Annotated in this window: 17 protein-coding genes and 5 tRNA genes; 14 read left to right on the plus strand and 8 right to left on the minus strand. The window is 39.7% G+C overall.

The window, feature by feature from the left end; genetic code table 11:
- Window positions 1–49 precede the first annotated feature (49 nt).
- The gene (locus tag FTT77_RS01515; protein WP_180108775.1) at window positions 50–1,306 is read right to left on the minus strand and encodes a diguanylate cyclase; all 1,257 of its coding nucleotides are present in this window, start codon (window positions 1,304–1,306) and stop codon (window positions 50–52) included.
- 151 nt (window positions 1,307–1,457) lie between these two features.
- Here FTT77_RS01515 and pyrC point away from each other — a divergent pair, with 151 nt between their 5' ends.
- The 8 genes from pyrC to FTT77_RS01555 all read left to right on the plus strand — a co-directional run bounded on the left by pyrC (window position 1,458) and on the right by FTT77_RS01555 (window position 9,409).
- Window positions 1,458–2,492, plus strand: a complete 1,035-nt coding sequence (gene pyrC, locus FTT77_RS01520; protein ID WP_111885770.1) for a dihydroorotase — start codon at window positions 1,458–1,460, stop codon at window positions 2,490–2,492.
- Window positions 2,477–3,136, plus strand: a complete 660-nt coding sequence (rnt, locus tag FTT77_RS01525; protein WP_078192915.1) for a ribonuclease T — start codon at window positions 2,477–2,479, stop codon at window positions 3,134–3,136. The genes pyrC and rnt overlap by 16 nt, the downstream gene beginning before the upstream one ends.
- Window positions 3,137–3,156: 20 nt before the next feature.
- A tRNA-Glu gene (locus tag FTT77_RS01530) sits at window positions 3,157–3,232 on the plus strand.
- Window positions 3,233–3,437: 205 nt separating this feature from the next.
- Complete coding sequence (locus FTT77_RS01535; RefSeq protein ID WP_180108776.1) at window positions 3,438–5,975, plus strand: TonB-dependent receptor plug domain-containing protein; 2,538 nt, start codon at window positions 3,438–3,440, stop codon at window positions 5,973–5,975.
- Window positions 5,976–6,034: 59 nt separating this feature from the next.
- A complete protein-coding gene (locus tag FTT77_RS01540) occupies window positions 6,035–6,871 on the plus strand; it encodes a hypothetical protein (protein ID WP_180108777.1) in 837 nt (278 codons plus the stop codon).
- A complete protein-coding gene (locus tag FTT77_RS01545) occupies window positions 6,868–7,635 on the plus strand; it encodes a hypothetical protein (RefSeq protein ID WP_180008279.1) in 768 nt (255 codons plus the stop codon). The genes FTT77_RS01540 and FTT77_RS01545 overlap by 4 nt, the downstream gene beginning before the upstream one ends.
- A gap of 65 nt (window positions 7,636–7,700) precedes the next feature.
- A complete protein-coding gene (locus tag FTT77_RS01550; protein ID WP_180004134.1) occupies window positions 7,701–7,853 on the plus strand; it encodes a hypothetical protein in 153 nt (50 codons plus the stop codon).
- Between the two features lie 128 nt (window positions 7,854–7,981).
- Entirely contained in the window at window positions 7,982–9,409 is a 1,428-nt protein-coding gene (locus tag FTT77_RS01555; protein WP_078192919.1) for an amino acid permease, read from the plus strand.
- A 156-nt stretch (window positions 9,410–9,565) separates the two neighbouring features.
- Here the strand turns inward: FTT77_RS01555 and FTT77_RS01560 are convergent, their stop codons facing one another.
- Window positions 9,566–10,258, minus strand: a complete 693-nt coding sequence (locus FTT77_RS01560; RefSeq protein ID WP_180108778.1) for a hypothetical protein — start codon at window positions 10,256–10,258, stop codon at window positions 9,566–9,568.
- 107 nt (window positions 10,259–10,365) lie between these two features.
- Here FTT77_RS01560 and FTT77_RS01565 point away from each other — a divergent pair.
- From FTT77_RS01565 to FTT77_RS01590, 6 genes are all read left to right on the plus strand, one after another.
- A tRNA-Glu gene (locus FTT77_RS01565) sits at window positions 10,366–10,441 on the plus strand.
- A gap of 123 nt (window positions 10,442–10,564) precedes the next feature.
- Entirely contained in the window at window positions 10,565–11,983 is a 1,419-nt protein-coding gene (locus FTT77_RS01570) for an amino acid permease (protein WP_078189154.1), read from the plus strand.
- 109 nt (window positions 11,984–12,092) lie between these two features.
- On the plus strand, window positions 12,093–12,998 hold the full coding sequence (locus FTT77_RS01575; protein ID WP_180074167.1) for an alpha/beta fold hydrolase: 906 nt from the start codon (window positions 12,093–12,095) through the stop codon (window positions 12,996–12,998).
- A gap of 132 nt (window positions 12,999–13,130) precedes the next feature.
- Window positions 13,131–13,206: transfer RNA gene (locus FTT77_RS01580), tRNA-Glu, on the plus strand.
- A gap of 24 nt (window positions 13,207–13,230) precedes the next feature.
- Window positions 13,231–13,306 (plus strand) — tRNA-Glu (locus tag FTT77_RS01585).
- Window positions 13,307–13,364: 58 nt separating this feature from the next.
- Window positions 13,365–13,440 (plus strand) — tRNA-Glu (locus tag FTT77_RS01590).
- A gap of 66 nt (window positions 13,441–13,506) precedes the next feature.
- On the opposite strand, the gene FTT77_RS01595 is transcribed toward FTT77_RS01590, so the two are convergent.
- From FTT77_RS01595 to FTT77_RS01620, 6 genes are all read right to left on the minus strand, one after another.
- Window positions 13,507–14,151, minus strand: coding sequence for a YiiX family permuted papain-like enzyme (locus tag FTT77_RS01595; RefSeq protein WP_306669437.1), 645 nt, complete (start codon window positions 14,149–14,151; stop codon window positions 13,507–13,509).
- 43 nt (window positions 14,152–14,194) lie between these two features.
- On the minus strand, window positions 14,195–15,439 hold the full coding sequence (locus FTT77_RS01600) for an NADH:flavin oxidoreductase/NADH oxidase family protein (protein WP_180008287.1): 1,245 nt from the start codon (window positions 15,437–15,439) through the stop codon (window positions 14,195–14,197).
- Between the two features lie 112 nt (window positions 15,440–15,551).
- Window positions 15,552–17,153 (minus strand): ABC transporter ATP-binding protein, encoded by a 1,602-nt coding sequence (locus tag FTT77_RS01605; protein WP_180008388.1) that lies wholly within the window; start codon window positions 17,151–17,153, stop codon window positions 15,552–15,554.
- Window positions 17,128–18,141, minus strand: coding sequence for an ABC transporter permease (locus FTT77_RS01610; RefSeq protein WP_180008289.1), 1,014 nt, complete (start codon window positions 18,139–18,141; stop codon window positions 17,128–17,130). Before FTT77_RS01610 ends, FTT77_RS01605 begins: the two co-directional genes overlap by 26 nt.
- A complete protein-coding gene (locus FTT77_RS01615; protein ID WP_180108779.1) occupies window positions 18,141–19,208 on the minus strand; it encodes a microcin C ABC transporter permease YejB in 1,068 nt (355 codons plus the stop codon). Before FTT77_RS01615 ends, FTT77_RS01610 begins: the two co-directional genes overlap by 1 nt.
- 33 nt (window positions 19,209–19,241) lie before the next feature.
- The gene (locus tag FTT77_RS01620) at window positions 19,242–21,080 is read right to left on the minus strand and encodes an extracellular solute-binding protein (RefSeq protein ID WP_180108780.1); all 1,839 of its coding nucleotides are present in this window, start codon (window positions 21,078–21,080) and stop codon (window positions 19,242–19,244) included.
- Between the last annotated feature and the right edge of the window lie 17 nt (window positions 21,081–21,097).

Genomic DNA, 21,097 nt, shown 5'->3' on the forward strand with positions numbered 1-21,097 from the left:
CGCGGTTTTTTATTGCCGATTTCAGAGAAGTTCTCAATTTTATTAAACATTAAGCCACATGTGCTGAACGAATCGACTGATAGTAAATTTGATTCCGGCCTAATTGTTTCGCACGATACAACGCCTGATCGGCAATATTTAACAGTTCATCCTTCGTCATATTTTCAGCACGATATACCGTAATACCCAAACTAATAGTGACGTGATTTGAAACCTGTGATTTGGCATGTGGAATTTCTAAACGATCGATTGCTTTATAAATATTTGACGCTACCGCATAAGCACCATGCGCATCGGTTTCAGGCAATAAAACCACAAATTCTTCACCACCATATCGCGCTACAAAATCCATATGTCGAATGGCATTTTTAATGGTTTTGGCAATGGTTGAAATTACATCATCGCCTTTTTGATGACCGTAGAAATCGTTATAGTTTTTAAAATGATCAACATCGATAAATAGCACAGCAAGCGAGGTGTTATTACGTCGAGATTGCTCATAAAAGGTATCAAGCATTTCATCAAAAGTACGTCGGTTTGAAATCTTGGTTAATTCATCATGCTGACTTAAATGTAAAAGCTCTGTGGTATGAATACGATGGATTTTTTCACTAATATCCGCGCGCAGCATATTCAAAAATATCATCCGTTCACGCGCACAGAGCATCTTACTGATTGCAAAACCCAATACACAGCTTCCAATCAGTACACGCCCCAATACCATCACATCAAATTTCACTTCTAATGAAAAAAGCATCAACATGGTGACCACAGCAGCCAACAATCCAGACATCAACATTTGGACTGGTTTAACCCCCGTCAAAATATAGCTCAAGATGTAAATCATACAAAGGATCATCATGGCCTGATGTTTAAGTGCTTCGGTATACACGGTCATGGTGAGCCAAGACATTGAAATAACTGCCCAAAACACTACAAACATACTGGCATGTGAAAAATAAGGCTTCAGACGGTCGTAACGAGCAAAGGCATATAAAGTCAGAAGACACAGCGCACCATTGAGCTGTCCAAGCAAACAATGAATAAAATCATGCACAAAATGCTGCTGATTAATTATCCAGTAATCTCCGGGAATGATCAGCATGGTGAGCACAAAGTAGATCAACACCCCCATCCAGAAAAAATGACGTATGTTGGTTTGCGCACGATCGAGGTTTAAAGTCCAAAATTGGGTTTCCAGTTTTTTAGGAAACATTTCCCCTACACGACGAGTTTGCCGTGTAATCAGTTCCTCTATTTTTTCTTTATCGTATTGCAACTTTGCAAGGTTATACTTGTATTCCATTTCCAAGCATTTATCTAATTCTTTTAGTCATTTAAAAATACCACAGTTTTATTCTTTATTTATATCTGTTCAGTCATTTGTACAGAAATCTCGTTACCATTTTCACATTATTTGCATTATCATTTGTTTTATTTCCAAGCTTGGAATCGCTGTGAATACGATTACTCTTCTTCAGCCAGATGATTGGCATGCACATTTACGTGACGGTCTAGCCCTAAAGCGTACAGTTCCTGATTTAGCACAACAATTCTCTCGCGCGATTTGTATGCCAAACACCGTACCACCGGTAAAAACCGTTGAAGAAGCAAATGCATACCGTGAACGTATCATGGCACATGTTCCTGAAGGCGTTCACTTTGACCCGCGTATGGTGCTCTATTTCACAGACAACACCCCTGCAAGTGAAGTTAAAAAAATTAAAGAGTCTGAGCATGTTAATGCCATTAAGCTCTATCCAGCGGGTGCAACCACGAACTCAGACAGTGGTGTCAGTGATATTAGTAAAGTCTATGGTGTGATTGAGCAACTCGAAGAACACCAAGTGCCGTTACTGTTACATGGTGAAGTGACACATAACCATGTGGATATTTTTGACCGTGAAAAACGTTTCCTTGATGAAGTGCTTTCTCCACTGTTAAAACAGTTCCCTAAATTAAAATTGGTGCTAGAACACATCACTACTAGTGAAGCTGCGCATTTTGTATTAGAACAAGACCGTAATGTCGCTGCGACAATCACACCGCAACATTTATTGTTTAACCGTAATGATATGTTGGTGGGTGGTATTAAACCGCATTTCTATTGCCTACCGATTTTAAAACGCCAAACCCATCAGCAAACATTGCTCGAAGTTGCGACCAGTGCAAACCCTAAATTTTTCTTAGGTACAGACAGTGCGCCTCACTCAAAAAATGCTAAAGAAAATGCATGTGGCTGTGCAGGATGTTATAGTGCACCAACAGCAATTGAGCTATACGCTCAAGCATTTGATCAAGTCGGTAAAATCGACCGTTTAGAAGGTTTTGCAAGCCACTTTGGTGCAGACTTCTACGGACTCCCTCGAAATACCAATACCATTACTTTGGTAAAAGAAGATCAAGTGATCCCTGAAAGTTTAGACTATTTGGATGGCGAAAAAATTATTCCGTTGTATGCGGGTAAGACCATCCAATGGAGAAAAGTGTGACAGATGAAACTCGACCAGTCATTGGTCAACGTTTCCGTGGATTCCTACCTGTTGTTGTCGATGTCGAAACAGCAGGTTTTAATTCACAGACCGATGCCTTACTGGAAATTGCAGCGATTCCTATTGTGTATGATGCAGAAGGTAATTTTGTACCGGGTGAAGCCCACCATGCACATATCAATCCGTTTGAAGGTGCCAACCTTGACCGTCGTTCACTGGATTTTATTGGTGTAGATCCATTTAATCCGATGCGTATGGCCATGGCTGAAGATGAAAAATCAGCATTAAAACGTATTTTTAAGTCAGTGAATGAAGTACGTCGTCAACAAAACTGCACTCATGCTGTTTTAGTTGGTCACAATGCCCATTTTGATTTAGGGTTTGTACAGGCAGCTATTGCACGTACAGGGACAAAAAATCAAAATCCTTTCCATAGTTTTTCCGTATTCGATACAGTGACTTTGAGCGCTGTAATGTTTGGACAAACTGTGCTGGCAAAATCATGTATTCAAGCAGGTATTGAGTTTGATGGTAAAGAAGCACACTCTGCACTTTACGATACTCAGAAGACCGCTGAACTGTTCTGCTATATTTTGAACAAACTCGGCCCTCACCTACTTGACACTATGATGGCGGATCAATAAGATACCGCCATCTTCTAAACGTCCCTATCGTCTAGAGGCCTAGGACATCGCCCTTTCACGGCGGTAACCGGGGTTCGAATCCCCGTAGGGACGCCAATTCTTATTCAGACTTTCTCCAAGCTGAATATTCAAGTCTATTGAATACACATCACCATCTCTACTGATTAGTTAAAATTTTCATTCACTGAAATCGCTGTGTATTAAAAAAACACCTATTGCAAATAATTCTCATTTCTATTGATTATTTTTGCAAAGTTAATGATAATCGCTATCGTTTTTATCTGCATAATTGTTGACAGCCATGCGCTTTGCCTATTCTCCCCTCAATCTCGCAATTTTGACTGCTTTAGCATCTCAAGCTTATGCCAATGAAATTGATACAACTCAATTTATTCAAAGCAATAATCTCAAAATGTCGCCGATTGAAGTTGAAGTCAAAGCCAAGCCAGAAGTAGGTAAAACCATCTACACCAAAGAAGATTTAGAAAAAACGCCGAATAGTTCGAAAAATATCACAGACTTTTTAAAAGTTAATCCAAATGTGCAGTTTAGCCGTGAACAACGTTCTGCAGATTCACAGGCTGAGCTACGACCATCCGAGATATCTATTAATGGCGCGCAAACTTACCGAAATAAATTTGTAATTAACGGCGTCAATACCACCAATAACCTTGACCCTCTGGCAAGCGGCAACTCCTATTCAGGCAAGCTTGATGGTGGCTCACAAGGGATGGCCCTAAATACCGATTTAATTTGTAAATTAGAATTGATCGATAGTAATGTTTCTGCAGCATACGGCGAATTTACAGGTGGTGTAGTTAATGCTGAAACTTGTACCCCAAATACTGAAATTGGCAAAATCCACGGCTCCGTTACTTACGACTACACGGAAAGTGATTGGTCACGTTATCATTTTACCGATGAAGAAGAAGCTGCAGAGTTTGAAGATCCAACATCATCAAATAATAAAGAATATAAAAAACACGGCTTAAGCCTGAATCTATACAGCAAACTCTCTGAACAATGGGGCATCAATAGTTATGCCTCTAAACGTGAATCCATCGTTCCAGTAATGAGTGGTTTAGAAGATCGCAGTAAAGTCAAAAGCGAGCGTAATAATATCAACTTAGGGACTACCCTTTTTTACACACCTTCGGACACAACCAAAGCGAAGTTTGGCTTTGATTTAGGGGATTTGGACAGTCTAAATTTCGTTGATAAGCGAATAAATTCAAAAAGTATTAGCAATACAGAAACGTTGACATTTTTTGGTGAATTAGAAAGTAAACTCAATAATTCAACATTAAAACAAAATATTAGCTATCAAACGCTAAGCCAAGCACGTGAAAATGATTCAACTACCGGCATTCTTTGGAAGCAAACACCAACTAAAAACTGGAGTTCCAATCCTGGTGAAGGTGCCACAAGTAGTGATATTGAATTACACCAAGATACATTTTCGTATAGTCTAAAAAATACGTTTGATACCATTCAGATTGGCAACAGCATGCAACAATTAAGCTTTGGTATGGGCTATGACTATTCTAAAGTTGCATGGGAACGGCCTAACGATGCCTATATGTATAATCAGCCTAAGACTTTTACATCTAGTTCAGGCATTAGCTGTACGGCAGGTGATATTCTTTGTGATGAAGCAACGGATGAAAATAACTATCAAGGCCAATATCAAACAAATGGCAAGTATTATCAAAAAGGTAAAGTTAATATTGACCAACAACGTGTGCATACCTTCATTGAAAACACATCGACTTGGGATAATTTTTCAGCGCGTTTAGGTTTACGTGCAGATTATGATAGCTTATCGAAAAATTTAAATATTGCACCTCGTACTGCCTTTAACTATAAACCGCTAAAAAATGATCTTCTGTCCTTCACTACGGGATGGAATCGATATTATGCAAACTATACCTTAGCCACTGAACTGCAAGATCAACTTGCATTTTTGGAATACAATTTAAAACGCACAAAAAATCAAACTGAAGACTATTGGACTCAAACTGGGTTATCAGATTTAATATTAGCTAATTCCAATATTCAACGTGCCAATTTAAAGACCCCTTATGCTGACGAAATTGTGTTTGCCATTAATAGCCAAGTTAAAAACTGGAACCTTGGTCTGAAATGGGTGAATCGCGATAGCAAAGATGAAATCACAAAAAATCGTTTTATTGATCCAACAACCAGCAATACCATCGATCATTTTGAATATAGTAATAGTGGTAAAGCAAAAGCTGACATTTACACACTCACACTCAGAAATACGCTGCCAGTCGTATATAAAAACTCTCTGCACGGGTTTAACTTTGGCTTTGATTACACTGAATCGGAAAAAAATTATTTAGACTATTCTGAGCCATATAACGTTAACAGTAATACCGCTGCTGAAGATCGCGATATTATTTTTAACGGCAGCCTCATCCAATTTAATGAACGTCCTGTTGAAAATTTCAATCAGCCTTGGACGGCTCGTTTTGGTTGGGACATTGAGTTTTCAAATTTACCATTAAAGATTAATAACTTCTTAAGCTACAAATCTGAATATAAAGATACGTATAAACTAAAAAACAAAGTTGAGCATGATGGTGTCCTGTTGGAAGCCTATGCCACAGATACAATTAGACCTCGATTTAGTTGGGATATGCGTACCACTTATGATTTGAATTTCTCTAAAGACTACAAAGCAATATTCGGTTTAACCATTAACAATATTACCAATCGACATAATATCTATACCACCCCAGGTATTAGTGAGTCGACCAACAGACTTAGATCTGAAATTGGGCGACAGTTCATTGCTGATGTCACATTTAAATTTTAATCTTCCCTATCAAGAGCGCCTTAAAAACGCTCTTGATTCATTTTAAAATAGACTAAAACATGAAAAAAATAATCTTACTCTTTGGCCTGTGCATAGTATGTCTCGGTATCTTCATCTACATTTTTAGACCCGAAGCCAGCCTACCGACAAATTTTTCAAATACTGTTGAGCACGATGCCAATCAGACAAATCAAACAGCATTGAATGATGACCAAGAATCTTCTATTCCCGAAACCAACGATCATGACACTCAAATACAAGCGAAAAAAACCAAAAAATTGAGCGAAGAAGCAATACAGTATTACCGAACAGCAAGTAAATACGGTTGGGAGTCAATCGTTCGTGATTTTAAAAATGGAACCATCCTAAAAAGTAAAATGCCTAAAGGGGAAATAGAAAAACTTTGCGAAATTGCACTGAGTCAAAGCACTGCCGATAAAACCAAACGCTTATTTAAAGCAAATTGCAAACCACTCAATGGCCGTTCATCCTCTATGATTATTAATGGCGCATTAACCAATGCAGAAGGCAAAATAGATCAAAACGAAATCATTGAAAAATTAAAACTCTACAAGTCGGAAAATGTTTTACAAACACACGTTACGTATAAATTTGGCCCGTATGAAGAAAAAAGCTCTTTGCAATCTAAAACAATTGGTTGGGGGCTTGAAGACGTTTTTGATTATTTGCTGAGTATTGGAGTCGATTACACGGGCGTGGATGGTAATTTAATTTTAGACAATATCAAAGGCCGTAACCCTTCTGTGAGTTTCGTTCAAAAACTACTGAATGCAGGAATCGAGCCCAATAGTAACGTTTATAAACAAATGGAACAGAATGACTTTTCAACCAAATATCCTGACGTTTACAATTTATTAAAAGCACACAAACCATGAAAAACATCGTTATTACCAGCTGCCTGCTAATGAGTATGCATTGCTTTGCAAATGCTCCAGTGCCACAAAATCACGCTACCAATGCACCATCAGTGAAAAACATTCACGACTTTAAAAAGATCAAAGGGATGACAAATGATGCATCTCGTTATTATAAATTTATAAACATATATGGTTGGTCAGCCATAGTGCAGGAATTTGAAAATAAAAATATTCAAAACAGTAAAATGAAAAATAAAGAAGTTAAAAAAATGTGTGACACAGCGCATCTTATACTTCCACTTCAAGATATCAAGCGACTGATTGCTGCTAATTGCAAACCCAGCTCAAACGATGTCACTTTTAATACCATCAATAGGACTTTAAAAAATGGCGATGGTTCTATTAATGAACAAGAAATTATTGCTAAATTAGAATTTTATAATGCATTAGGATTATTAAAAACACATCAAACATACGGCCGTGGCTATCGTGCAGAAACATATAATTTACTCTACAAAGCTGCCGGTTTTGGTTTGCCTGATGTTTTTGATTATCTCCTGAATATCGGACTCACAGTAAAATATACCGATGGTAACTTACTAAATACACATTTTGATGGTCGCTCCCCTCAACTCGCTTTAACCCAAAAAATTTTAAAACTGGGTATCGAGCCAAATGCTTCAACCATCACAATCATGCAACAACGGAACTTTAAACAACACTACCCCGACATTTACCAAGTCATCCTATCCAATCTAGAACAGAAAAACCGTAAACTTTAATTAATTACAGCCTGACTGGTTTTGTTTATACTTCAGCTTGATCTATTTTGATGTAAGAATACCCTATGTTTAAAAAGTTGCTCTTGGTTTTAGCCATCTTATTTCCATCTGCACTCTATCTGTATATTGTGAGCCGCGATGACAACAAAGCCCCTGTAACCGAACAAACTCAAGTACCTGCAACCTCCGAAGCCGAATATCAAACTCCTGACCATTAATCTAATGGTCAGTGCTAAAGATTTAAATTTTAGATCAGTATTATCACATTATAAGAAAAATTCGATTTATCAATCATTTCACTGCATTCAATCATAAAATATACCTTTCATTCAATTTTCATTTCACTATGCAATCTCCCTCTGAACCTTCGCAACACTCGTCTGCTGAAGGTAAAAGTCCATCGCTTAAACGTGCGATGACGACTCGACACCTTGTGATGCTCTCACTTGGTGGTGCAATTGGTACTGGTTTGTTTATGGGTTCAGGTGAAGTTATTTCACAAGCTGGGCCTTTAGGCGCTGTTCTTGCCTATATTATTGGCGGTTTGATTGCCTACATGGTCATGCTCTGTTTGGGTGAACTTGCCGTACATTTACCTGTTTCTGGCTCTTTTGGTGCTTTTGCGACTAATTATATTGGCCCGGGTACCGGTTATATGGTGTCTTGGATGTACTGGTTGGGCTGGTCTGCCACCTTAGGTACAGAATTTACTGCGGCGGCTATTTTGATGCAGGAATGGTTTCCACAAACCTCTATTTGGTTATGGACACTGATCTTTGCAGCTGGCGTACTGATCTCTAATCTAAGTTCTACACGTGCGTTTGCAGAGTCAGAATTTTGGTTATCAATGGTGAAAGTTGCAACAGTGTTGATTTTCATCATCCTTGGTTTTGCCTGCATCTTTGGTTTCGTACCTTTCCAAGGCTATGAATCAGCTCCAATGTTCCACAATTTGACAGAACATGGTTGGCTGCCAAATGGTTTGTTCCCTCTGTTTGCCACGCTATTGATCGTGAACTTTGCCTTTAATGGTACGGAGATGATTGGTATCGCTGCAGGTGAAACTGAAAACCCTGAAAAGAATGTGCCTAAAGCCATTCATGCTGCGGTATGGCGCTTAATCATTTTCTTTGTCGGCACTATTATCGTCATCAGTTCACTGTTGACCTATACCGATGCAGGTTTAAATGTTGGTGGACATGGCGGCTTAAGTAGTAGCCCATTCGTTTCCGTATTTAACCTGATGGGCATTCCCTATGCAGAAGACTTAATTCGTTTCGTCATTATTACGGCTTTACTGTCTACAGCTAACTCTGGTTTATATGCTGCATCACGTATGATGTGGGCGCTGTCCGCACAAAAACAATTACCACGTGCTTTCGGCAAATTAAGCAAAACTGGTGTGCCTTATATTGCTGTATTGGTCACTATGATCGGTGGTTTACCAGGTCTATTGTCAGAACAATTTGGCGCAGATGTCATCTTCAAGAACTTGATGGGGGTTGCTGCCTTCACCATGGTGATCGTGTGGATGAGTATTTGCTGGAGTCAATTTAACTTCCGTCGCCAATGGCTGAAACAAGGTCATAGCGTGTCAGAACTTAAATTCCGTACACCATGGTTCCCGCTGGTTCCAATTCTTGGCTTTGTCTGCTGTACCGCAACAGGTTTAAGTATGGCTGCAGATCCTGAAATGCTTTCAGGCTTTATTGGCTGTCTGATCTTTATGGCGGCGTGTTATGCAGGTTATTATTGGTTATATCACGATAAATAAAATAGTTAAGGTGGCTCATTAGCCACCTTTTTTTATGAAACTATTTCTCTTCCCTATGAGAGAAAAATTAGGGTTTCCATATAAATTCAAAAATGATTTGTGGGAGCAGTTTAATCCACAAAAACCACTGTACAAATTATAATTTAAAGAAATAGTTCAACTGCTTTTCGTCAATGAGTTTTTATCCTCGCTCAACACCAAGATATAATCCCATACTTTCAACTCTAATGAGTCCTTTTCGGATTTTGCCCCTTTAGAAACATTAGCTAAAAGACACACAGCTACTATTGCTAGAAATATTTGGATAGATACTCTCAAACTTGTATTAGATATTAATTCAACAAAAGTAAAGTTAAAAACTATTAATGAAAGTGGCAAAAGCACCCGACTTGAATTCATCTGTTTTTTAAATTCAGGAAAATCACGATTAATAACCAATAAATCTTGTTTGTCTTTACTCCACAACATTGGCTCAAAACTTACATCCAATTTTTTTTCTAATTTTTCAAGTTCTACATCATCACTAGACAACTGATATCTTCGAACCTTTAAGATTAAATATAATTTAAAAAAGCTCTGGATATCTAAAAAATAATGAGAATCATCTAAAGATTTGAGGTGATTATACGTAATTCTACTTTCCCCATCTAAATCCCTAAATAAAAGTTCATCAATAATTCTTTCAAACCCTGATTTACTGATATACGAAGAAAAATTATTTGGATAAACTTCAAACCAATGCAAATAATTCAATAAAACTATATAGAATCTTTCATGGACTTTGCCCACATTAAATTGATTGATTTCAAATAAAATTCCAGAAATAAACTCATTAAAATTATTTTTCATTAAAAAAATTCTGTTTTTTGTTTCATTTATATACATTTAGAATATAACAATGAAACTCTATTTTGACAAATATAGATGGGCTATGTACTATACACCCACCTCAAAACGTCCCTATCGTCTAGAGGCCTAGGACATCGCCCTTTCACGGCGGTAACCGGGGTTCGAATCCCCGTAGGGACGCCAATTCTTCTGTCAGTTCTGACAAACTTAAAGTTTATTTATCTATAATTTATATTAATTGATTGCATCATCATTGCATTCTTCTCTACAATTACTCGCTTCATTATTTGATTCTCCTTTTTCTCTATGCAGTCATCACATTCTCCGAATGATGCTTCGCATCAGGGCAATTCTGCGCCGTTAAAACGCGCTATGAGTACTCGACATCTGGTGATGATTTCGCTTGGCGGCGCAATCGGTACTGGTTTATTTCTTGGTTCGGGTGAAGTCATTGCACAAACGGGGCCTGTAGGTGCCATTATTTCGTATTTTTTAGGCGGTATTATCGCCTATATGGTGATGCTTTGCTTAGGCGAGCTCGCTGTACATATGCCAGAATCTGGTTCATTTGGCGCTTATGCTAAACGCTATATCGGACCTGGTACGGGTTATACCATCACTTGGCTCTATTGGCTGACATGGTCAGTAACGCTAGGAACTGAATTTACCGCTGCTGCACTTTTAATGCAGGAATGGTTCCCAGACAGCTCTATGTGGATGTGGACCTTAATCTTTGGTGCTTTTGTATTCTGCTTGAATATGATTTCAACCAAATGGTTTGCTGAATCTGAATTTTGGCTAGCTTTAGTCAAAGTGATTACCGTTGTAGCCTTTATTATTTTAGGTCTATTGGCCATTTTTGGTGTTTTAGGCTATCGAGGCTATGAAGCTGCACCGCTGTTTAGCAACCTCACTGCACAAGGCTGGTTCCCTGAAGGTTTGTTCCCAATCTTCGCTACAATGTTGATTGTTAACTTTGCATTCTCAGGTACTGAACTGATTGGTGTTGCTGCGGGTGAAACCAAAGATCCAGCGAAAAATGTGCCTAAAGCCATTAACACGGCGATTTTCCGCTTGTTGATTTTCTTTGTAGGTACCATTGTTGTTATTACTGCATTATTGCCACACCAAGAAGCTGGCTTATCTGCCGAAGGTGTAAGTAGTTCACCTTTCGTAACAGTATTCCAGCACATTGGTATTCCTTATGCAGAAGACATCATCCGCTTTGTCATTATCACAGCCCTACTTTCTGCTGCAAACTCAGGTTTATTTGCTGCATCTCGAATGATGTGGTCATTGTCCTATAGTAAGCAATTACCTGCGGTGTTCTCTAAAGTGAACTCACGTGGTATTCCTTATGTTGCGGTGATTGTGACCATGATCGGTGGTATGCCGGGCTTACTTTCTGAGCAATTTGCACCAGAAACCATCTTCAAAAACTTGTTAGGTGTCGCGGCATTTACCATGGTGGTGGTATGGATGAGTATTTGTTTAAGCCAATTCAACTTCCGCCGTCAGTGGTATAAAGAAGGCAAAACTGCAAAAGATTTAGCTTTTGCTGCACCACTCTTCCCAATCGTGCCGATACTCGGTTTTGTATTTTGTCTTATTACCTGTATTAGTATGGTATTTGACCCAGAAATGTTAACTGGCTTTATCTGCTGTATGATCTTCATTGTGGCGTGTTATATCAGCTACTACACCTTGTATCACAACAAAGATTGATCTGCGTTGTCATACCAAACACGATAAAAGAGTAACTTCGGTTGCTCTTTTTTTATGGCTATATTTTAATAAAAGTAGAATAAAAACTGATCCGTCGATGAGGTGCAATATGCAGATCATCTTTATCCATGGCATGAATCAACAGCAACAAACTGCACGTTCGCTCGAACAGCATTGGCTTGCACTGTTGTCTCAAGGCTTAAAGCAAAGCCATCAAGAGACTTTTTTATCATATATACAGCACCATATGCGCATGCCTTTTTATGGAGATTTACTCACGCGTTATCATTTGCAGAATATGCTTCAAGCCAGCACCTTGACGCCTCAAACGTGGCCACATTTTCCGTTTATCCATCGCACTGAACTCCTAGAAAAATCACCAAAAGTACTTGAGCATCATGCCGTACAAAACAATCTACCTGACATCACCCTCAATGATGCTATTGGATTTAGTCAATCATTCAAATCGATCACTGCACTTGGCAAAGATCTTGCCCTACGCGATTTTGCAGTTTTAATGAATTATTTCCCAAAATTACATGCCACACTTTTGCATAAATTTTTGGTCGAAACTTATCTCTATTTATCCAATCCACACTTTATTCAGGCAGTTCATACTCGTCTGCATGAGCAATTACATCAAACGAAACCCACCCTGTTGATTGCACATTCGCTAGGTAGCGTGATTGCGTATCATTTTTTACTGTTACATCCTGAACTCAACATACAGCGCTTTATTACCTTGGGCTCACCTTTGGCTTTTCGTGTCATCCAAGCCCACTTACCTCAGCCTTTACAGCGACCTGATGCAATTTCAGGTGATTGGTTAAACTTTTATTCACATGATGATTTTCTCAGCGCTTTTCCACTGAGTCAGGCACCATTTGATTTTCAACCCGCCATTATCAACCAGCAAATTCAGACATCGATTGAACACCCACACGATATTGCTGGATATTTAACGCATCCAGAAGTTATTGCTACAATCTTACAAGTGTTGAAAAAACCGACATAAATAATGTATTTTTCAAACATTTTTAGCAAATTGTTTTAATTTTATGCACTCAACAACAAAAACTGAATTTATTTATAGAAAAGCGTTTGACACCCCCCGATTTTCACCCTAATATACGCCCACCTCTGAAACGTCCCTATCGTCTAGAGGCCTAGGACATCGCCCTTTCACGGCGGTAACCGGGGTTCGAATCCCCGTAGGGACGCCAATTTTCAGAAGTACATTTTATTAAGTCCCTATCGTCTAGAGGCCTAGGACATCGCCCTTTCACGGCGGTAACCGGGGTTCGAATCCCCGTAGGGACGCCATTATTTAGTCTAAAAACTTAGACTGAAATAAACGGTTTTAAAATTTGCTTTCTGTACTGTCCCTATCGTCTAGAGGCCTAGGACATCGCCCTTTCACGGCGGTAACCGGGGTTCGAATCCCCGTAGGGACGCCATATTCGAGTTGGTTTTAACCACTCATTAAAAAGCTCAAGCATTGCGACTTGGGCTTTTTTATTGCCTTAATTTCTAAATATTTCTTTTAAAAGTTTTGAATCATAAATGGCCTTAGGGGCAATCACCTGCTCATTTAGCGGAATATTTTGACCATAGCGCTGCCGCATTAGACGCTGCACTTCATATTGTTTTAAATCAAATTGTTTAAGTTGTTGTAACGGCGAAAGTTCGATTCCTAAAGCATGCTGATAAGCTTTCCAAACAATTTCAGAACAGTAAATTGCACGGTCATCCCATTCAAAATAAATATCATAGGGTTTGCCCAAGTACTTTTCTGCATTTTGTACTAGCTTCGTTTTCTGCGGCACATTTAAGGGTTGTTTGAGCCTTTTCACCACATAGTGAGCATTCTCCCCACGCGCGATCCATTGATTTAAAGCGGTATATTGCACAGGTTGAATAGCTTCAAGCACCCAAGTTTGGTTATTTTTATTTACGATCATGCCCATGTGACTATAAGGCGAATGTGTCGCCTTTTGAATGCTTAAACTTTGTTGTGACTTTGAGATATGAAAAATGATATCCCCCGTCTGAAATGTAGACTGGGCATAGAGAGCAGAACTGAGCCCCGAAAGAATGACTATTAATATTAAAATTTTAGACATTTTTATTGTAAGTAATATTGATATGAATGAAGGCAACCATAACATGGATGTATGCCGATTGCCCTTATTCTAATAATTCAATGATTGACTAAGCCGACTTACGTGAATTGACTTGCCCTTTAATGACCGCGGTTAAATTGCCTTTGAGATATTTAAAAAACACTTTTAACGGTGAAAGTTTAGGATTTGGCTGTTTTCCTTCACCAATCGATTTAAACTGAGCGGCATACCAAATAATTTCCATAATCGCCATTTTATCAATCATCGGTATGCCAGTTTTAATTTTGTCCACACCATAACGAACATCCTGACCCGCCAATAAACGATCAGCCAAATCGACTTCAACAGCGAAAGGACGTGCAATACCAATAAAATCACAAGCTCCACTGTCTAGTGCAGCATTCATGCCTTGGACGGTTCTAAACCCGCCGGTAACCATTAACGCGCATTTCACTTCTTTACGGATATTGTCCGCAAAATCGAGGAAATAAGCTTCACGAGCAATGGTACTGGCTTTACGTTTTTCTTCTTTAGCACCCGCCATCGCTGGCGCTTCATAGGAACCGCCCGAGATTTCAATCATATCAATCCCTGCGGAATCGATTGCCTTAAAGACCTCAATCACATCTGTTTCGCTAATTCCGCCACGTTGGAAATCAGCAGAGTTGAGTTTGACCGAAATAATAAAATCATCTGTCGTCGCTGCACGAACTGCCTTATAGATTTCAAGCAAAAAGCGCATGCGGTTTTCATTTGAACCGCCCCACTGATCTTGACGTTTATTGGTCAGTGGCGACAAGAACTGACTAATTAAATAACCATGCGCACCATGCAATTGCACGCCTTCGAAGCCTGCCTTTTCACAAATGTGTGCGGCACGTGCAAAACGCTGAATGATATCTAAAATTTCATCTTCACGAAGTTCGCGCGGTGTTCCAAACGTTGTAGCTAACATTGGACTAAATGGCACAGCAGATGGTGCAACCGTTTCTTTATTTAAACCTTTAGGACATTGGCGGCCAGGATGTGAAAGTTGAACCAATTGCACCATGCCGTGCTTCTTGCCTAGCTCAGCCCACTGTGTTAACTGTGCTAAATCACGCTCTGTTTCAGCGACAACAACCCCAGGCTCATTTTTAGCACAAAAATCCACCATGACATTACCCGTAATGGCACAGCCTAAACCACCCTTCGCCCAAGCTTCATATAACCCAAAATGTAAGTGATTGGGTTGGCCTGCGGTATTGGCCAATGCTTCGCTCATTGCACCTTTAATGATGCGATTTTTAAATGTGGTATTACGAATTTTAAAGCTTTCAGCTAAATGGCTCATGGCAATGTCCAAAATGAAATAATAAGTCCTGAGTATTTACTCTAATTATTATTTTCTAAAGGTCAAGGATATTTTGACAATGACACATGTCAAAATATCCATAGCTTTGATTTTAGTATTGGCTGGCTGCAATTAATTTACGGGTATAGTCCGTTTGTGGTCGTGCAAATAGATCTGCAGTGTCTTGAAACTCCATGACTTTGGCATGTCGCAGTACCAACACTTTTTGACACAGGGCTTTGACCACGTGTAAATCATGACTGATAAATAAATAACTCATATTAAATTCTTGCTGCAAACGCCGTAGTAGCTTCACGATGGCTTTTTGTGTCGTCCGATCTAGTGCCGATGTGGGTTCATCGAGTATCAATAATTTAGGACGTAATACCAACGCACGTGCTAAGGCGACTCTCTGCCGTTGCCCACCGGATAACTCATGTGGATAACGCTGCTTAAATGAGCTGGCTAATTCGACTTTCTGCAAAGCTTCATCTATACGCTGTACAATTTCATTTGCAGATAAATGCTGTAAGGCCAAACCTTCGCCAATGGTTTGCTCTACATTTAGCCGTGGATTTAAACTACTGAATGGATCTTGAAAGACAATTTGAAATTCACGACGTAAAGGTCTGAGCTGTTTTTCTGAAAGTTGATGGATGGCGTGTTGATTTAACATAATTTCGCCATCACTTTCTATGAGCCGAGCAATAGCCAATGCTAGGGAGCTTTTCCCAGAACCACTCTCTCCAACAATACCGATCGACTCACCTTCAGCCACTGTTAAATCCAAAGCCTCTACCGCAACGACATAATCTTTGATGCGGTTCAATAAGCCTTGTTTGACTGGGAACTTCACTCCTAATTTGTGTAATTTTAAAAGTGTCTGCGTTTGTGAAACCTGTATTGCTACACCAAAATCATGGTCTAACAGATTTTGGGTATACGCCTGCTTCGGTTGCTCAAAAATTTCCTGAACATCTCCTTGTTCCACCACTTGTCCACGATTCATCACAATCACATGTTCGGCATAGCGCTTGACCAAATTCAGGTCATGGCTAATTAAAATCATGGCCATATTACGCTGCTGTTGTAGCGACTTTAATAAATTTAAGATTTGCGCTTGCAAAGTGACATCTAAAGCCGTGGTTGGCTCATCAGCGATTAAAATATCAGGATCTAAGGCCAATGCCATGGCAATCATGACACGTTGTCGCTGCCCCCCAGATAACTCATGTGGGTATCGTCTTAACTTATCTTCAGCATCAGGAATACCAACATCATTTAATAATTCTATAACCCGCTGCCGAGTTTTTGCCTTCGACCATCCCTGTAACAACAGTGACTCACCAACAATCTTTTCAACCCGATGTAAGGGATTTAAGGCCGTCATCGGCTCTTGAAAAATCATGGCAATTTTCTGTCCACGAATGTTTCGGTGCTGCTCAGGACTCAGTCCAAGAATATTTTGTCCATTCAGGCTGACGCTGCCTGTGACCTGCAGATCACTTGGCAACAAACCGAGTATAGCTAGGCTGCTAATCGATTTACCTGAACCGCTTTCTCCAACAATGGCTAACGTTTCACCTGCATGCAATTTAAAATTCAGGTCTTCAACCAAGACCTGTGCTGCATGTGAAATATGTAAATGTTCCACCTCTAACACGATGGGATGTACATTAACTTGATGATTATTGACGTCTAGGATCGAATGCATCACGTGTCGCCTCCCCAATGTAGATCAATAAAGACAGCACGATCGCTAAGGTAAAGAATCCCGATAAGGCAAGCCATGGTGCATTCAGATTGTTTTTCCCTTGAAGCAATAACTCACCTAATGACGCTGCATCAGGCGGTAAGCCATAACCTAAGAAATCTAGGGCTGTCAGTGCCGTAATATTTGCCGTGAGCATGAAAGGTAGCTGTGAAAGACTGGAACTCATCGCATTTGGTAAGATATGCCGAAACATAATGGTGCTATCTGTAACGCCAAGACTCCGTGCTGCACGGACATAATCAAAATTACGAGCACGCAAAAACTCTGCACGAACCAAGCCGACCAAAGTGGGCCAGCCAAACAGCAGCATAATGACAAAGAGCCAATACACACTCGGCGTAAACATGCTGACCAAAATCATCACCATGAATAGCATCGGTAGTCCGCCCCAGACTTCTAAAATCCGTTGACCAATGAGGTCTACCCAGCCACCATAATAGCCCTGTATCGCCCCAACCATGATGCCCAATATGGCTGAAGCAAAAGTTAATGCAAAACCAAACAAGAGCGACACACGTAGTCCATATAAAATACGTGCGAGCACATCACGCCCTTGGTCATCGGTACCAAGCCAATTTTGTGCAGTTGGTGCAGATGGTACGGGCACAGCCAGTTCTAAATTCGGTGTTTGATAGGAAAATTTAATTAGTGGCCATACAGCCCAGCCTTTCTCTTCAATCAGTTGCTGAACGACAGGATCTTTATAATCAGCCTCAGTTTCAAATACCCCACCGAATGCGGTCTCTGGATAGCTTTTTAGTACGGGCACATATAAAGAATCATCGTATTTGACCAAGAGCGGTTTATCATTGGCAATAAACTCGACAGCTAGAGACAACATAAAAATCAAGGCAAAGCTGATAAAGCATGTAAAACCTAATTTATTGTCTTTAAAACGTTGAAATCGCGCTTGCATGATCGGAGACATTATTTTGCCCCCTGCGAATCAAAATTAATTCGTGGATCAATCATTTGATACATGACATCACTGATTAATCTTAAGATCAGCCCCATCAAGGTAAAAATAAACAAGGTGCCAAAAATCACTGGATAATCGCGTTGTACGATGGCTTCAAACCCCAACAATCCCAGGCCATCTAGATTGAAAATAATTTCAATAAATAGATTTCCCACAAAGAAGATGCCAATCAAGGCTTCTGGTAGACCAGCAATAACAATGAGCATTGCATTACGAAATACATGCCCATACAGCACACGTGATTCGGTCAAACCTTTAGAACGAGCAGCAAGAACATATTGCTTATTTAGTTCTTCCATAAAAGAGTATTTGGTCAGATAAGTTAAGCCAGCAAAACCACCAATCACCATGGCAAACAAAGGCAACGCCATATGCCAAAAATAATCTGCAATTTTGCCAAATACACTTAACTCAGTAAAATTCTCTGAAACTAAACCTTGTAGAGGAAACCACTGAAAATATGAACCACCTGCAAAAAATACAATGAGTAAAATGGCAAAGGCAAAAGCAGGAATGGCGTAGCCGATAGCCAATAAAATAGACGTACTTTTATCAAATAACAGACCATGTTGACGGGCTTTTTTAATGCCTAATGGAATAGACACCATATAGATCAGCAAGGTACTCCATAAGCCAAGGGATAAAGATACTGGCAGTTTTTCCCAAAGCAGCTGAGTCACAGGCTTATCTTTAAAGAAACTGGTACCAAAATCTAGCGTCACATACCCCTTTAACATGAGCCAAAAACGTTCGAACAATGACTTATCGAAACCATATTGCGCTTCGATTTTTGCCACCATTTCTTCACTGAGGCCTTTAGCACCTTGGTATTTACTGCCTGTCGTCGCAGTTTCACCACCACCTGTGTTTCCCATACCTTGAAAGGACTCAGCTTGCTGTATGGCTTGTTCAACAGGTCCTCCCGGTGCAATCTGAATCACGACAAAGTTAATCAGTAAAATGAAAAACAATGTTGGAATAATCAGGAGCAATCTTTTTAAAATATATGTGCCCATGTTGCTTTCACATTCCTTGTCATTCAGGTGTATTTATTGCTGCCGTAGATATTGTGTTATTTGCTTGGCTTGAGCTACATCACTCCACCAATAGTCAATCCCTACAGAAAGTTTAGGTTTGACATAAGGTTGCTTATACATATGCCAATAGGCAAACCAGTTTTCACTTTGCCCAAACATTGGGATTTGATAATAACCCGCTCTAAGCAGGCGGTCTAAAACACGCGTACGAACAATCAATTCCTCCCGATTTGGAGCATTGATCACCTGTTGAATGAGCTTATCGATCACAGGATTTTTAATCCCAGCATAATTATAATTACCCACTTGATCGGCTGCTTGACTGCCCCAAAGTTGAGCTTGCTCACCCGCTGGAGTGAGCGATTGAGGCATTTCATCCACGATCATATCAAAGTCAATATTTCGCATACGCTCGGTGTATTGCGGTCCATCGACTTGTCGTAATAACACCTGAATACCTAAACGTTTCAAATTTCGTATAAATGGCATTAAGGTTCGCTGCAAATCTTGTTGCTGAATCAAAAGTTCAAATTTCACAGGCTGAGATTTTGCATCCACCAATCTGCCGTCTTGATAACGATAACCCGCATTCAATAACAGTTGGCGTGCATGCAGAAGGTTTTTTCGATTAAATCCACTGCCATCAGAAACAGGATATTGCCAATTGGATAAAACCCCCTGTCGTTGAATAGGATCAAGTTGCGATAACATCGGTTTTAAAATATCCAACTCTTGGATAGAGGGTTTTCCCTTTGCTTCTAACACACTATTACTAAAATAACTCTGTAAACGCTGATACTGCCCATAAAACAACGCTCTATTTTGCCATTCAAAATCATAAGCAAAAGTTAAAGCTTGCCGAAAGCGAATATCACTAAATGGCGCACGACGGGTATTAAATACGAGACTTTTTGTGGGAATCGGTCGTTCATGTTTAAAGCGATATTTGACAATTTTACCGTCTTTAAAAGCAGGAAAATTGTACGCTCCCACCCAATTACGTGCAGTCTTTTCCTCATATAACGTAAATTGACCTGCTTTAAAGCCTTCAAAGGCAATGTCAGGACTGCGGTAATATACATATTTCAGATGGTTAAAATTATATCGACCACGATTAACAGCTAAGTTCTGCCCCCAATACTCAGGATTGCGCTTGTAGCGAATACTCCTACCTGCATCGATCGTCTCAATTGTGTAAGGGCCTGAGCCTAATATGGGCTGCAATGTAATTTGAGTAAAATCTTTTTTTGCCCAATCTTTTTTGGAATAAATCGGCATTTGCGCCAAAATCATGGGCATATCAGTGTTGTGTCCAGATTTAAAACTCATCCTCACCTGATATTTAGATAAAACATCTGTTTTGTCCAAATCCGCTAAGTACATTTGTAGACCGGGATTTGATTTAGTTTGAAAGGTATCAAAACTAAATTTAACGTCTTCAGCAGTGAGTTCAGAACCATCACTAAACCGTGCTTTTGGGTTTAAATGAAAAATAACAAAATTAGTTTTTTTCGGGTCAAATGTCACCTTTTCGGCAAGCAATGGATACATCACACCCGGTTCATCTAAAGATGAACTCATCAAGCTATCAAAAAGATAATTGATACCTTCAACAGAACGCCCTTTTCCATTCATGCTGTTTAAATTATCAAAACTCCCAATACTCGAGGTCGTGATATATCCCCCTTTATTGGCAAGAGGATTGGCATAGGGCATTGCCTGTAATTGATGATATTGAGGGCTACTATGTATGGCAAGAAAAGGCGTGGTCTGCAACGCAGCCCACGCCCCTGTTGAAAGTATGCTCAAAGTCACACCAAACACGTAACGCGAAGTTGAAGCAGAATACATTCAACTTAACTCCTTAA

The organism is Acinetobacter sp. YH01010 (assembly GCF_013420775.1).
Lineage (GTDB): Bacteria > Pseudomonadota > Gammaproteobacteria > Pseudomonadales > Moraxellaceae > Acinetobacter > Acinetobacter amyesii.

What these genes read in the sequence shown, in the direction of transcription:
- FTT77_RS01600 (WP_180008287.1), bottom strand. Translation starts at nt 15,439, where the DNA reads ATGAGCCATTTAGCTGAAAGCTTTAAAATTCGTAATACCACATTTAAA.
- FTT77_RS01540 (WP_180108777.1), top strand. Translation starts at nt 6,035, where the DNA reads ATGAAAAAAATAATCTTACTCTTTGGCCTGTGCATAGTATGTCTCGGT.
- FTT77_RS01555 (WP_078192919.1), top strand. Translation starts at nt 7,982, where the DNA reads ATGCAATCTCCCTCTGAACCTTCGCAACACTCGTCTGCTGAAGGTAAA.
- FTT77_RS01595 (WP_306669437.1), bottom strand. Translation starts at nt 14,151, where the DNA reads ATGTTATGGTTGCCTTCATTCATATCAATATTACTTACAATAAAAATG.
- FTT77_RS01515 (WP_180108775.1), bottom strand. Translation starts at nt 1,306, where the DNA reads ATGGAATACAAGTATAACCTTGCAAAGTTGCAATACGATAAAGAAAAA.
- FTT77_RS01550 (WP_180004134.1), top strand. Translation starts at nt 7,701, where the DNA reads ATGTTTAAAAAGTTGCTCTTGGTTTTAGCCATCTTATTTCCATCTGCA.
- FTT77_RS01535 (WP_180108776.1), top strand. Translation starts at nt 3,438, where the DNA reads ATGCGCTTTGCCTATTCTCCCCTCAATCTCGCAATTTTGACTGCTTTA.
- rnt (WP_078192915.1), top strand. Translation starts at nt 2,477, where the DNA reads ATGGAGAAAAGTGTGACAGATGAAACTCGACCAGTCATTGGTCAACGT.
- FTT77_RS01620 (WP_180108780.1), bottom strand. Translation starts at nt 21,080, where the DNA reads ATGTATTCTGCTTCAACTTCGCGTTACGTGTTTGGTGTGACTTTGAGC.
- FTT77_RS01605 (WP_180008388.1), bottom strand. Translation starts at nt 17,153, where the DNA reads ATGCATTCGATCCTAGACGTCAATAATCATCAAGTTAATGTACATCCC.
- FTT77_RS01545 (WP_180008279.1), top strand. Translation starts at nt 6,868, where the DNA reads ATGAAAAACATCGTTATTACCAGCTGCCTGCTAATGAGTATGCATTGC.
- FTT77_RS01610 (WP_180008289.1), bottom strand. Translation starts at nt 18,141, where the DNA reads ATGTCTCCGATCATGCAAGCGCGATTTCAACGTTTTAAAGACAATAAA.
- FTT77_RS01560 (WP_180108778.1), bottom strand. Translation starts at nt 10,258, where the DNA reads ATGAAAAATAATTTTAATGAGTTTATTTCTGGAATTTTATTTGAAATC.
- FTT77_RS01570 (WP_078189154.1), top strand. Translation starts at nt 10,565, where the DNA reads ATGCAGTCATCACATTCTCCGAATGATGCTTCGCATCAGGGCAATTCT.
- FTT77_RS01575 (WP_180074167.1), top strand. Translation starts at nt 12,093, where the DNA reads ATGCAGATCATCTTTATCCATGGCATGAATCAACAGCAACAAACTGCA.
- FTT77_RS01615 (WP_180108779.1), bottom strand. Translation starts at nt 19,208, where the DNA reads ATGGGCACATATATTTTAAAAAGATTGCTCCTGATTATTCCAACATTG.